7 protein-coding genes are annotated in these 13,897 nt (G+C 69.2%); 4 read left to right on the plus strand and 3 right to left on the minus strand.

All coding sequences use genetic code 11. From position 1 onward, the window contains the following. Positions 1 to 65: 65 nt before the first annotated feature. The 4 genes from OMP43_RS19615 (at position 66) to OMP43_RS19630 (ending at position 6,733) form a co-directional block, all read left to right on the plus strand. On the plus strand, positions 66 to 2,705 hold the full coding sequence (locus OMP43_RS19615) for a TonB-dependent receptor (protein ID WP_280281240.1): 2,640 nt from the start codon (positions 66 to 68) through the stop codon (positions 2,703 to 2,705). After that, positions 2,705 to 3,793, plus strand: a complete 1,089-nt coding sequence (locus tag OMP43_RS19620; protein WP_280281241.1) for a histidinol-phosphate transaminase — start codon at positions 2,705 to 2,707, stop codon at positions 3,791 to 3,793. The genes OMP43_RS19615 and OMP43_RS19620 overlap by 1 nt, the downstream gene beginning before the upstream one ends. A 192-nt stretch (positions 3,794 to 3,985) precedes the next feature. Continuing rightward, complete coding sequence (locus OMP43_RS19625) at positions 3,986 to 5,509, plus strand: DUF1800 domain-containing protein (protein ID WP_280281242.1); 1,524 nt, start codon at positions 3,986 to 3,988, stop codon at positions 5,507 to 5,509. An 18-nt stretch (positions 5,510 to 5,527) separates the two neighbouring features. Further along, positions 5,528 to 6,733, plus strand: coding sequence for a DUF1501 domain-containing protein (locus tag OMP43_RS19630; protein WP_280281243.1), 1,206 nt, complete (start codon positions 5,528 to 5,530; stop codon positions 6,731 to 6,733). A 58-nt stretch (positions 6,734 to 6,791) separates the two neighbouring features. On the opposite strand, the gene OMP43_RS19635 is transcribed toward OMP43_RS19630, so the two are convergent. From OMP43_RS19635 to OMP43_RS19645, 3 genes are read right to left on the minus strand one after another with little or no spacing between them, the layout of a single operon-like run. Then, positions 6,792 to 9,011: a phospholipase D-like domain-containing protein gene (locus OMP43_RS19635; RefSeq protein WP_280281244.1), complete on the minus strand. Its 2,220-nt coding sequence runs from the start codon at positions 9,009 to 9,011 to the stop codon at positions 6,792 to 6,794. Positions 9,012 to 9,021: 10 nt separating this feature from the next. After that, positions 9,022 to 9,435: a hypothetical protein gene (locus tag OMP43_RS19640; RefSeq protein ID WP_280281245.1), complete on the minus strand. Its 414-nt coding sequence runs from the start codon at positions 9,433 to 9,435 to the stop codon at positions 9,022 to 9,024. A 1-nt stretch (position 9,436) separates the two neighbouring features. After that, the gene (locus tag OMP43_RS19645; protein WP_280281246.1) at positions 9,437 to 13,888 is read right to left on the minus strand and encodes a S8 family serine peptidase; all 4,452 of its coding nucleotides are present in this window, start codon (positions 13,886 to 13,888) and stop codon (positions 9,437 to 9,439) included. Positions 13,889 to 13,897 lie beyond the last annotated feature (9 nt).

The following is a 13,897-nucleotide window of genomic DNA, read 5'->3' on the forward strand; positions in this document are numbered from 1 at the left end:
CTGACTCAATTCCCATTGACTGAATAGGATATAAGGCCCGGCCAGCAAGAACAAAAAGGGGCTCCATGCGCCATATCCTCCTGCTCCTCTCGAGCGTCGCCTTCCTTCCCATCCCCGCCCTCGCGCAGACCGCGAACCCGCCATCCGACGAAAGCGCGCCGGAGCAAGGCGGGATCGTCGTCACCGGCACGCGCTTCGCCAACCGCACCGTCACCTCCTCCCCGGTGCCGATCGACGTGCTGAGCGGCGAGGACGTGCGTGCGTCGGGCTATACCGAAACGAGCGAGATCCTGCGCCAGCAGGTGCCGTCCTTCGCCTTCGCGACGCCCACCACGCCGGACGGCAACACCCATATCCATTCCGCCTCGCTGCGCGGTCTTTCGCCGGACGAGACGCTGGTGCTGCTGAACGGCAAGCGCGTGCACACGGCGGCCTGGGTCAATACCGGCGGGACGATCGGCAAGGGCGCGGTGCCGACCGATCTCAACCAGATTCCGGCGGCCTCGATCGGGCGCATCGAGATCCTGCGGGACGGTGCTTCCGCTCAATATGGCTCGGACGCGATCGCCGGCGTGATCAACATCCTGCTGCGCACGGATACCGCGATCCATGGCACCGCCAGCTTCGGCAGCACCTATGATGGCGGCGGCGACACCTATGAGCTATCGCTCGGCTCCGGCGTGAGGCTCGGTGACGACGGCTTCCTCAACGTCACCGGCTATTATCGCAACCACAAGGCGGCCAATCGGGCACAGCCCGATACTCGGCAATTCTATTTCGGCACGTCCTCCACCGGCGCGCCCCAGCCGCTGTCGGCGCGCTACGGCTCGGGCATCGGCCTCAACCCGCCGGGCGGCGCCACGGGCACGACGCTCGACCCGCGCGAGGCGACGGTCAATCGCAACGTCTGGCGCTTCGCCGACGAGGGCGATCTGGAAGAGGTCAGCGGCATCGTCAATTTCGCCAAGCCGCTCGGCGGCGATATCGAACTCTATGGCTTTGGCGGCTACCGGGTCAGCAAGGCACACTCCAATGCCTCCTTCCGCCGCCCCGGCCAGGACGAGAATGTCCGCGCCCTCTATCCCAACGGCTTCCTGCCGTTCGTGAATACCGAGAGCACCGACTATTCGGCCGTGATCGGGGTTCGCGGCAAGCTCGGCGGCTGGGACTGGGATCTCTCGACCGTCTATGGCGGCAACACGATCGAATATCGCACCGAGAACACGCTGAACGCGACGCTGGGCACCGCGAGCCCGACCAGGTTCTACAACGGCCGATACGGCAATTCGCAATGGACCACCGATCTCACCCTGTCGGACAGCTATGACATCGGCCTCGCCGCGCCGCTGAACGTCGCACTGGGCGCCGAATATCGCCGCGACGGCTACAAGATCGGCGCGGGCGAGCTGGCGAGCTATCAATATGGCTCCGCCCGCATTCTCGACGGGCCGAATGCAGGCGGCGTGCCGACGATCGGCTCGCAGGGATTTGCGGGCATCCAGCCGGGCGACGTGGTCGACACCAGCCGCGACGCGATCGGCGCCTTCGCCGAGCTGGGCCTGGAGCCCGTGCGCGGATGGCAGGTCGATCTCGCCGGGCGCTACGAACATTACAGCGACTTCGGCGACACCTGGAACGGCCAGGCCTCGACCCGCCTGAAGCTGGGCGCGGGCTTCGCGCTGCGCGGCTCGGCGGGCACCGGCTTCCACGCCCCCGCCCTCGCCCAGCAATATTTCAGCTCGACCAGCAGCCGCACCATCGTCAACAACACGACCGGTTTCCCCGAATTCGTGCTGGTCCGCACCGCCCCGGTCGGCTCCGGGCTGGCCCAGGCGCTCGGCGCGCAGCAGCTCAAGCCCGAAAAGTCGACGAGCTTCGGCGGCGGCCTGACCTTCGACAGCGGCGGGTTCAGCGCCTCGGCCGATTATTATCATATCGATATCGACGATCGGATCTTCCTGTCCTCCAATTTCGTCGATGCCTCGAACAGCCGCCGCCTGCGCGACTATCTCGCCAGCCTAGGCTATCCCGGCGTGACCAGCGTGCGCTACTTCACCAACGCGGCGGACACGCGCACCGAGGGCGTTGACGTCACGGCCTCCTACACGACGAAATTGAGCAGCGAAGCCACGCTGCGTCTCACCGCTGCCTACAACCACAACACCACCCGGTTGCGGCGTGTCTCGGCGACACCGTCGCAGATCACGGCGCTCGGCATTACCACGCCGCTGTTCGACGTGGTCGAACGAACGCGTGTCCAGCACGGCCAGCCCAAGGACAAGGTCGCACTTGGCGCCAATCTCAAGATCGGCATCTTCACCATCGATGCGCGCACCACGCGCTACGGCGAAGTCGAGCAGGTGGCGCTTACCAACCAGACACCCGCCAATGCCGCGCTGGCGGCGCAGGGGAGCACGCCCTTCCGGACCCAGCCGACCGAGTCCGGCACTGCGGGCAATCTCGACGTGATCCAGAAGCTGGAAGCGAAGTGGGTCACGGACGTGAGCATCACCGGCAAGATCACGAGGAACATCTCGCTGACGGTCGGCGCGAACAACCTGTTCAACATCTATCCCACCGAGAATATCCGCTCCACTCCGGCGCTCACCGGCGCGGACACCAGCGGCGCCTTCCCGTACAGCGAGTTTTCGCCCTTCGGCTTCAGCGGCGGCCATTACTATGCCCGGATCGGAGTGAACTTCTGATGCACGCCCCTTCTCTGTCGCGCCGCCGCCTGATCGTCGCGAGTGGCGCGGTTTCCGCCGCGATCACAACCGGAGCGGGCGCCGCGCCCGCTCCTCGGGATATCCGGCTCTCGCTCAACGAGAACGCGTTCGGGCCATCGCCGCAGGTCGCGCGGGCGATCACCCGGAACCTGTCCAGCCTGCATCGCTATGTCGACCAATCGGAAGTCGACGCACTCAGCCGCCAGATCGCCATGCTCGAGAGCGTCAGCCCCGAACAAGTGGTCATCGGCGAAATGCTGGAGCCGCTGGGCCTCTATCTCGCCCGGCAGCGCAATGGTGGGGGCGGCATCGTCCATTCCTCACCCGGCTATACCGCGCTCATCGATTCCGCCGCGCCGCTTGGTGGCAGGGGCGTGGCCGTTCCGCTCAATGCCGGCCTCGAAAATGATCTCCCGGCGCTGGCGGCGGCCATCGACGATGACACACTCGCCGTCTCGCTGGTCAACCCGCACAATCCTTCCGGCACGGTCGGCGAAACCGCGGCGCTGGACCGCTTCATCCTCGATGCCGCCCGGCGCACGCTGGTCGTCGTCGACGAAGCCTATCTGGAATATGACGATCTTCCGCGGCGAAGCGCCATCCGGCACGTTCGCGACGGCGCCAATGTCCTGGTGTTCCGCACGCTCGCCAAGATCTATGGGCTTGCGGGCCTTTCGATCGGCTATGCGGTCGCGCCCGTTGCGCTGGCCAGGGGACTGCGCGATTCCGGGATCGGCGCGCCGCATTCGCTGTCGCGCCTGGCGCTGGCCGCGGCCGGTGCCGCGCTCGCGGATCAACGCCACGTCCGTTCCGTTCACGACGCCGTCGCGCATGAACGCGCGCGCATCCACCAGCGGATCGACCGGCTCGGCTGGCGAAGAACCGACAGCCGCGCGGATTTCGTCTTCTTCAAGCCGCCCGCGCCCGCCGCGCTCCGGCGCGCCTTCGCGCAGGCGCACATCGCCATCGCGCGGCCCTTCCCCCCGCTGGACGACTGGATCCGCGTGACGATCGGCACTCCCGCCGAGAATGACGCCGTCCTCGCGGTGCTGCAGATCAGGTCCTAGCCGGTCTCATCCGGAAGAGCCGCCGGCCGGCGGCTCGATTCCCGCCCGAACGCGCTTTCCGGACAGCGCCAGTTCATTTTCGGCTGCCCATAGTGCGGGCATTGGATCGCGCCGGTGAAGCGTGGACCTTTTGGATCCGATGGATCCGGCAGGTAGCGTCGCATCGGCCGATCGCTCGGGAATCATCGGCCGATGATGGGAATTCAGCTGAGCGTCCGCACCGTTCTCGTGGCCCTGTACGCGCTGTCGATACCGGCGGCACAGGCACAGTCCACCGGAGCGCCCGCCAGGGGCTTCGCCTGGGCGGACAGGCTGACATGGGGCATCGAGGGCGCGGCCGGGCCCCGTGCCGGCGCCGCCCCCGATGCCGGCCGCTGGCTCGACGCGCAATTGCGGGACGGGGCCGGAACGCTCCCTCCCGATGCGCAGCGCCAGCTCGATGCGATGCGGATCGTTCGCGAACCGATGACGCAGCTGGTCGTCGAGGAGGATGCCGCGATCCGCGCCGCCAACGCGCTGACCGATCCCGACCAGCGCAAGGCGGCGCGCGACGCCTATCAGAAAGACATGAGCGCGCTTGCCGACGAAGCGCGCGCGAGATCGATCCTGCGCGCGCTCTACGCCCCCGACCAGCTGCGCGAGCAGATGACCTGGTTCTGGTTCAATCACTTCAACGTGCACGCGCCGAAACGCGACATCCGCGCCATGGTCGGCGATTATGAAGACACGCTTCACGCCCGCGCGCTGGGCAAGTTCCGCGACCTGCTCGAGGCGACCCTGCGCCACCCCGCGATGCTGCGCTATCTCGACAACGACCAGAATTCGGCCGGGCATATCAACGAGAATTATGCCCGCGAGATCATGGAGCTGCACACCATGGGCGTGGGCTCCGGCTATTCGCAGCAGGACGTGCAGGAGCTTGCCCGGATCCTGACCGGCGTCGGCGTCGACCTGAAGCCCGACGCGCCCAAGCTCAAGCCGCAATGGCAACCGCTCTACGTCCGCGCCGGCCTGTTCGAGTTCAATCCCGCGCGCCATGATTTCGGCGACAAGCATTTCCTGGGACACGACATCAAGGGACGCGGTTTCGCCGAAGTCGAGCAGGCACTCGACCTCATCGCATCCTCCCCCGCGACCGCGCATCATGTTTCGCTCCGGATCGCGACCTACTTCATGGGCGATGCGCCGCCCGCGGACGTCGTCGCGCGCATGGAGCAGGCGTTCCGGCGCAGCGACGGCGATATCGGCAGGGTGCTGCGCGCGATGATCGGGGCCCCCGCCTTCAAGGCCTCGCTAGGGACGGTGTTCAAGGACCCGGCCCATTATGCGATCTCCGCCGTGCGCTATGCCTATGGCGATCGGGTGATCCTGAATACCCAGCCGGTCATCGGCTGGCTCAACCGGATGGGCGAAGGGCTGTACAACCACGAGACGCCCGACGGCTATGACATGCGGTCGGACGCCTGGTCCGGCCCGGGCCAGATGGCGACGCGGTTCGATATCGCGCGCCAGATCGGCGGCGGATCGGCCGGCCTGTTCCGCCCGCCCGGCGCATCCGCCGATCAGCCGGCCTTTCCCCAGCTGCAGAACGCCGTCTATTTTGGCGGCCTCGCCGCCACGCTGGGCGAGCCGACACGCGGCGCGCTCGCCAAGGCGACATCGCCGCAGGAGTGGAACACACTGTTCCTGTCCTCGCCCGAATTCATGCACCGTTGAATGGCAGGAGATGTCGTGATGCCGCCCATCCAACGTCGAGACCTTCTGAAGGGCGCGGCAGCGCTCGCGCCATCGATCGTCGCCGGCCGAGCCTTTGCCGCGCCGCAGGCGGGCAGCCGGTTGCTCGTCGTGTTCCTGCGGGGCGCCTATGACGCGACGAGCATCATCGTCCCCACGGGCAGCGATTTCTACTACCAGTCGCGCCCGACGATTGCGCTCGCCAGGCCCAGTCCCGCCGATCCCAAGGCAGCGCTGCCGCTGGACGGAGACTGGAGCCTGCATCCCGCGCTCAAGGAGAGCATCCTGCCGCTATGGCGGCAACGGCAGGTCGCGTTCGTGCCGTTCGCCGGCACCGACGATCTGAGCCGCAGCCATTTCGAGACGCAGGACACGATCGAGCTGGGCCAGCCCGTCGGCGGCTCGCGCAACTATGGCTCGGGTTTCCTGGCGCGCCTGGCGCAGATGCTGGGCAGAAGCGATCGGCCCATCGCCTTCACCGACCAGTTGCCGCTGTGCTTCCGCGGCGATCCCGTGCCGGTGCCCAATCTGGCGCTCGCAAACGTCGGCAAGCCGATCGACCGGCGCCAGACGGCAATCATCGAGTCGATGTACGGCACCAGCGGGCAACTGGCGCAATCGGTCGCCCAGGGCTTCCATGTGCGCGAAACCGTATTCGAAACGCTCGACAAGGAAATGAAGGCGGCGGGCCGGGGCGCGGTGAGCAGCAAGGGGTTCGAGCTGTCGGCGCGGCGCATCGGCGCGTTGATGCGCGACCGGTTCAACCTCGCCTTCGTCGATGTCGGCGGATGGGACACGCATGTGAACCAGGGCAACGCAACCGGCTATCTGGCCGATCGGATCGGCGAATTGGGGCGCGGCCTGGCCGGCTTTGTCGACGCGATCGGCGCCAGGGCCTGGGGATCGACCACCGTGGTCGTCGTCTCCGAATTCGGCCGCACCTTCCGCGAGAACGGGGACAAGGGCACCGATCATGGCCATGGCAGCGTCTACTGGGTCCTGGGCGGCGACATCGCCGGCGGCCGGATGGCGGGCGCGCAGGTGGCGCTGTCCGCCGCGACGCTCAACCAGTCGCGCGACCTGCCGGTGCTGACCGACTATCGCGCGCTGATCGGCGGATTGGTCGCGCGGCAATATGGGCTGTCGGCCGACCGGCTGGCGACGGTATTTCCGCAGGCGCGGCCGACCGACCTGAAGCTGATCTGACCGGCATCGGCGGGATCGCCGATCGCGGTTGCCGAGCCTGCCTGGCCCGGCTCCGGCATCACACCATGGGATCGATGATGTCGCGCAGACGGGCGGCACCGCGGTCCATCACGGCCTGGCGCAATCCCGCGAGCGAGGTGACGCCCGTCGGCAGGCGATGATCGAATTCGATGACGCGGGCACTGGGCGGACGGGCGGCGGCACGCCACAGCCGCGCGCTCGCCACGCCGTCGACCACCGAGGATCCCGGCACGGCGAGATGATGCTGCCACAGCGCCATGCGATAGCGCTGCGCGAAGGTCTGGCGCGCGTCGCCCTCGACACGATTGTCCTCGAAGATGAATGCGTCGACTTCGCTGTCGAAGCTATAGCTGCGCCGGTTGCAATTGGCCGTGCCGATGACCGCGAGCTCGTCGTCGAACACCCAGCTCTTGGAATGGACATAGGTGTGGTCGCCGAAGGTCGGCGCGCTCTGGCTGGTGGTGAGCTGGAACACGCCGAGCTTGGCCCGGTCGGCCCCGGACAGCGCGGCATCGATCAGGCCCACGAAATCGCGGCGATATTCCTTGCCGAACGGCACATCGGTGATCGGATTGCCCGGGATCAGGATCGTGACATGGCTGAGCCGCGGCACCGCGGCGATCAGCGCGCGCGCCGTGTCGAGGTCGAGCAGATACTGGTCCTCGCAATAGATGAAGCGGCGGGCATTGCCGATCGCGGCGAGCAGCGCGGCCTTGATGCCGCGCTCGGCAACGATCAGCGGCGGCGCCGCATGGACGGGATTGAAGGTCCGCGCGATCATCACCGAGAGGGGGCCGCCAAAGGGAGCATCGTTCACGCCCGGGCTCGCGATCGCGGCGGGCACGCCGGCCGTCTCGCCGCGCAGGGCGCCGAAGCGGCTGCTGCCGGGATGATGCCGCCAGCGCGAGACGAAGGTCGAGAGCAGATCGTGCGCGCTCGGCCCGACGATGCGGCAATGCGTGTCATGATGCGGTTGCCCCGTGTCGGGGTCGACAACGCGGACGCGGTTGGGGTTCATGTCGATGCCGCCGCAATAGCCGACCAGCACCTCGCCGCGCTTGACCACCAGCACCTTCTGATGATGCGATCCGCCCAGCCGCGCGATATCGGGCTCGATGATCCGGAGGATGACCGAGATCAGGCGCGGATGCATCCCGACCAGCGCCGCGGCGACCGCCAGCCGCACGGTCGATGCAGTGGTGTGGTTGGTGGTCAGATCGTCCTTGATCGCCTTGCCGCCGGTCAGCGCATTGATGTGGCTGACGACCTGGGTCGCGCTGCGATCGGCGGCGGTGACGATGCCGAACTGATCCCAGAGCATTGCCGCGACCTCGACTCCTCGTCCCGCCGCGGCGGTGTAGATGTCGCGGAAGCTGCTCGCCGCACCGAGCGGGAACGTATCGAAATTGTCCCAGCCGAGCAGATAGATGAAGTCGCGCTCGCCATTGGTGGCACCCATGTCGGCGGCCATGGCGTTGAAGGTGGCGTTGCCGTCGATCAGCGCGGCCACCGCATTGCCGCTGCGTAGCACGGTGCGCCCGGTCGCGAGCGGGCGCAGGATCGTGCCCCAGCGGCTGGGATCGACCTGGCCCACTCCGGGTATCGGCCGTGGCGGCCGACGCGCGGTGTATGTCAGCAGCGCGCTCCAGGTGCGTGGCCCGATGATGCCGTCCCATTCGGACGCCAGGCCGGGAAAGGCGATGCGCTGGAACGAGACCGTGGCCGCGCGCGTATGCGCTCCGAAAATGCCGTCGGTGGCGAGCGGGCAATCGTCGAGGCCGCGCTCGCCCCGAGCCGCGCGCTCGGCATGCACCTGGTTCAGCCGCTGTTGCGCGTCGATCACCGCCGGGCCGCGCGAGCCGGTGCGGATGGTCGGGCGCGCCGCCGGGGTCCCGGGCGGAACCGCGGAGATATCCTGTTCGGCCTCGCCCAGCGGACGGATCACCGTCAGGTCGGCATGGAGCAGCCGGTCCGGGCCGCACAGGCTGATCGCGACCGTGCCCGGCCGTCCCGCGGCAAGTGCCTCGACATCGATCGCGCCGGCCTCGCGCGCGCCGATTTCCAGCGGGGCGGTGAGGATGAACGAGCGGCGCCCTCCCCCCAGCGGCTGGCGGATGACGACATCGCCGCCGAGCAGCGGACGGTCGATACGGCGCCCGGGCCACGCGACCACCTGCATGAAGGGATCGGCAAGGTGATCCTGTAGCGTGGCGCGGGCGAGCGTGTCCGTGCCGGTGATGGAATGGGTGTCGGTCATCGCATCCCCCTCATGCCGCACGGGCAATCTGTGCCAGCACCTCGCGTCGCGCGACGAGTTCGCGCTGCCGCCGGCCAAGCTCGGTCGACAGGGCCTCGTCCGCGGCCTCGGCCATTTCCTGTTCCTGCGCGCGGGCCAGCGAGGCCATGCGCGCCAATAGCTGGCGCGACACCGCGCCGGCTTCCCGTGGGAGCTGGCGGCTGATCCGCAGCAGGAAGCTGTCGAGGTGCAGATCGGTGAGCGCGAGCCGGCTGGGGCGCGGTCCGAGATACAATTGCTCGAAGGCGCTCAGATGCGCGCGCGGATCGGCGTCGATCGCGCGCAGCACCGCGTCGAAGCGGGGGCCCAGCGCGGCGCTGGTGAAGTTGCCGCCGACGAACATGCGCACGCGCTGGCGGGGCGTGAGGCTGGCTGTGTCGGTCATCTCAGAAATTCCCTACCGAGGTATTGCCGGTGGTGGTGTCGGCGGGGCCGATTCCGGCGGCATCCGGCGGCGTGGGCAGGCGCGTCGTCCGGCGCCGGCGCACCCAGTTGAAGCTGTTGTCGTTGTTGGCGTCGGCATCCGGGCTGGCGGTGAACAGTGTCTGGATCCGGCGATAGGTCCGCACATCGGGCAGCGCGCCGCTGGGCGCGAACGTGTTGAAGGTGAAGAATTGCAGCCCTTGCGGACTGTCGAAGCGGTTGAGCAGCACATGGTGCAGCTCGTGTGCCAGCGTCTCGAGATCGGCATTGAGGTCGACATGCTGGAAGATGAAGAAGCGGCCGCCGAGCAATGCCTCCTGCGTCTGGGTGACGCCGGAATAGGCGTTGAAATTGGGCAGGCCGTCGCTGCGCGGGCGCGGCAAGGTGCAGAAGCAGACGGTGACGGTGTCGTCGGGCGTGGTCGGCAGCAGCTGATCCAGCACCAGCCGCTCCTCCGGCGTGTCGAGAAAGCCGATATAGTTTCCATTGGCATCCCGCGCGCCGGCCGGCAGCGCGAGGTCGCGCGTCGGGCCGACATCGATCCTGAGCCCGGTCTGCGCCCAGCGCTGGTTGGCATGGAGGAATTGATCGTCGATCTGCCGTTGCAGCGCGGGCGTCATGGTCAGCCCGAGCCGGACGACGCGCAGTGCGATGCGCCTGCGGCTCTCGGGGTTGCGCCGAAACACCGGCAAGGTCGAGGAGACGGTGCCGCCGGCGGCGGCGGTATAGTCGACACGCACCGAGCCGTTGAGATCGGCGCGGCGCAGCCGATGATTGCTCTGGCCGCGATTGCGAACGCCGACATCGGGGCCGGCCGCCAGCCCCGAATGGGTCGGCTGGCCGGCATCGGTGTCGTCGGTCACCAGCATCAGCGCGCGCGACACGAATATCTTCGATCCCGCCACGGTCTCGGTAAGCGTCACGTTCTGTGAAGCGGGCGCGTCGTCGTCCGCGCCGACGGCGGTCAGCGTGCGCCAGCGCGCGGTGACGGTCGAGCCGGTCGCGCCGCGATCGGTAACGCGAACATAGAAGCGGCGGCGGTCGCTGCCGACGAAGTTGCTCGCCTCGGCGGCATCGTTGCGGACGGTGCGGGCGGCGCCGGTATAGGCGCTGTCCCAAAGCCCGAACATCAGCGCAGTGGCAACCGGCGACGCGCCGTCGACCCGATGGTCGTCGTCATCGTCGAGCACGAACTCCACCGTCGCGGCGGCCACCGGCCGCGGCCGGGGTGGCACGATGACGGGGAACACGAAATCGCTGAACACCTGCACGCGCCGGCTCCGCGCGTCGTCGGCGGCCGGCTCCGCCTCGCCGCGGCTTTCGACGTCGATCACCAGCGCCGCCGATGCGGGCCGCCCGGTCATCCGCGCGATCGCGCCGAGTATCTCGCGCCGCACCGCCTCGGCACGCCGCAGTCCGAGCGCGAGATTGTCGGCGGGCGACCCCACGGAGTCGGTATGGCCGATCAAGCGCAGATGGCGGACCGGCGTCGCGGTCCTCTCGCTCTCCATGATGCAGCGGGCGATGCCGATGATCTGCGGCTGATGACGCGGCAGTATCTCGGCCGAGCCGAAATCGAAATTGTCGATCTGCTGCTCGAGCGGCAGCCCGGGACAACGTGTCGGCAAGGTGATCTGCGAGACGCCGCCGCCGCTCGCCGCAATCAGTTCCGCCCAGGTGCGCGGGCCGATGACGCCGTCCCATTCGTTAGGCTGGCCCGGAAAGGCTGTCCGCTGAAAGGCCAGCGTCGCCGCGCGCGTATTGGCCCCGAACGCGCCGTCGACGGTCAGCGGGCAACGGTCGAGCCCGGCCTCGCCCCCGGCGAGCCGCGCGGCATGCACGGTGTTGAGGCGAGTCTGCGCCTCGGTGACGGCGGGGCCGCGCGAGCCCTGGCGGATGGTCGGCCGCGGCACCATGGGCGGATCGCTCTCGCCAAGGCCGGTCCCATCGCGCGAGCGGATGATCAGCACGTCGGGCAGCAGCAGCCCGTCGGGGCCGGCGATCCGCTCGAAGCCGTCCTCGCCGATCACCTCGGCATAGAAGCCGCCTTCGCGCGGCCGGCCGCTCCGCTGCTGGATGCCTTGCGCGCGGCGCATGCCGGGGCGGGACACGATCTTCGCGCGGCGCCGATGCGTTCCGCGCAGGATGATGTCGCCCGCGAGCAGCGGCGCCGCGAGGCGCGCGCCCGGGAAGCCGACGATCTGCGTCGAGGGCGCCTGCGGATTGACCGCGACGTTGAGCAGCGCCTTGGGGTCGACCGGGGCAACGGGTGGCGCTGCCGGGGCGGCCGGCGGCTCGGGGGCGGGTTCGAAGCCCGGCAGCGGCTCGATCGCGGCTGCGGGATCGGGCACGGACGGTTCCGGGGCCGGCGCCGGATCGAGCGCCGCTACCGGGTCGGGGGCTGGAGCATCGGCCTCGCTCCCCTCGCGCTGCGAGACGGCGATCGGCGGCTCCGGCGGCAGGCCCAGCATCTCGCGCAGCTCGGCTTCGCTGAACTGCGACAGGATGCGCTGCTCGGGAGTCGGCTGGCTGTGGCGCCGGCCCTTGGTCCAGCGGCGCTCGTCGTCCGTCACCGGCGGGCCGATGGCGACCGTTTCCGCTGCCTCGAGTTCGTCGCGTTCCATGGCCGCCACCTCCTGTGTTTCGCCGGATGCCCGGGCCGGGCGCGCGGTGCCGCGCAATTGCCGTGCCGCGGCGACGGCCGCCGCGACGTCGAGGATGCCATAGCCCCAGCGCTCGACCTGATCGGCGCCCGCCGGCGATGGCGGCGCCAGGGAAGCGAACAACGCGTTGCGGATCGCCGCGACCGGTTGCGGCCCCGAAGCCTGGAGCATCAGCGCGACCGTGCCGGTAACATGCGGCGCGGCCATGCTCGTGCCGCTCATCCGGACATAGCCCGCCGGCTCCCCCGCCGATTGCCGCGACCGCACCGACAGGACCCGCACGCCGGGCGCGACCACCAGCGGCTTGCGGCGCCCGTCGCGCGTCGGCCCGGTGCTGGAGAAGCGCGCCATCGGCTGATCGGGATCATGCGCGTCATAGGCGCCCACCGCGATCGTGCGCATCGCGTTGCAGATGCTGCCCGTCGTCGCCAGCGGCGACGCCAGCCCGGGCGCGAACACCGCCTGGCATGCCGGGCAGCCGGCATTGCGCTCGATCCACGCGTGCCAGCGGCCGTCAGCCACATCCCGTCCCGTGATCTCGATCGCCCAGCGCCCCGCCGGCGCCAGCGGGCGCAGGACCAGCGCGACCAGATTGTCGCCGTTGTTGGGATCGGCGGCGCGGTGATAGAGTCGCGCCAGCTCCGTCCCGGCCGCGCCGCGCACCACCGCATTGGCGCCGAGCTCGGCCATTGCCGCGCCGCCATCGGGAGCGACGGCCCGCGCGACGAACCGGTCGATCCCCTTGTACCAGACCTCCACCGTCGCCGGATGCGCGTCGCTGCGCGGCAGCTCGAACGGCAGGCGCTCGCTGCGCCCTTCACGCAGCCGCCCCTCCATATGGACGTTGCGCGCGTAATAATTGCCCGTGCTCTGCACGACCACGGTGCCGGGGCGGTTGGCAATCAGCCAGTCGATCGCGCGCTCGACGAGCAAGCTGCCATCGTGCGGCCCGGCATGGCGGCCGATGCTCATGTTGAGCGCGATCGGGCGCCCCCCGGCCGCGCGGACGACAAAGTCGATCGCCTCGAGCAGGTCCACCGAATTGCCGAGATCGCCCAGGCCGGGGCCGAGATGGACGAAGATCAGATCCGCCTCGGGCGCGATGCCCTGTGGACCGCCCGCCCGCCCGTTTCCCGCCGCGATTCCAAGCACATGCGTGCCGTGCGAAGGCTGTGGCGATTCGGACGGGCGATAATTCAGGGCCGCGAAGGGATCGTCGCCGCGTAGCGCGTGGTCGATCTCGCCCCGGCGATGGATGCGACCATAGCCATAGGGCGCCGGGACGCCGTCCGCGCGCTGGTCCCACAGGGCGATCAGGCGCGAGCTGCCATCGGCGTTGCGAAAGTCGGGATGCGCGAAGTCGATCCCCCAGTCGATCACCGCGACAACGACGCCCCTGCCCGTCTCCGCGAGCCCCGCCGGGCGGCGCTCGTCGCTGTCCACGGGCGCGGGATCGGCTTCGCTCAGGCCGGGCTCGCCGGGCGGCGGACGGTCGGCAAAGGGGTTGCGCACAGGGGCGATCGCCTCGGCCTCGCCGGCATAGATGCGAGGTGCCTTGAGGCTGGCGACCGATGCGTGGTCATGGATCGCGGCCAGCGCGCCGCGCGCCGCCCGTCCGGTCGCGACGTCGCCGAAGCGCGCGACCAGGCGCAGGCCGGGCGGCGGGGAGCTCCCGGGATGCAGGCGGACGATGACGGCGACCTCTTCGTCCGAACCGCCCGCCGCGATCAGTTCCTGCAGCCCGGGATCCATGGTTCACCC

The sequence above is a fragment of the Sphingomonas sp. CBMAI 2297 genome, assembly GCF_029870595.1.
Taxonomy (GTDB): domain Bacteria; phylum Pseudomonadota; class Alphaproteobacteria; order Sphingomonadales; family Sphingomonadaceae; genus Sphingomonas.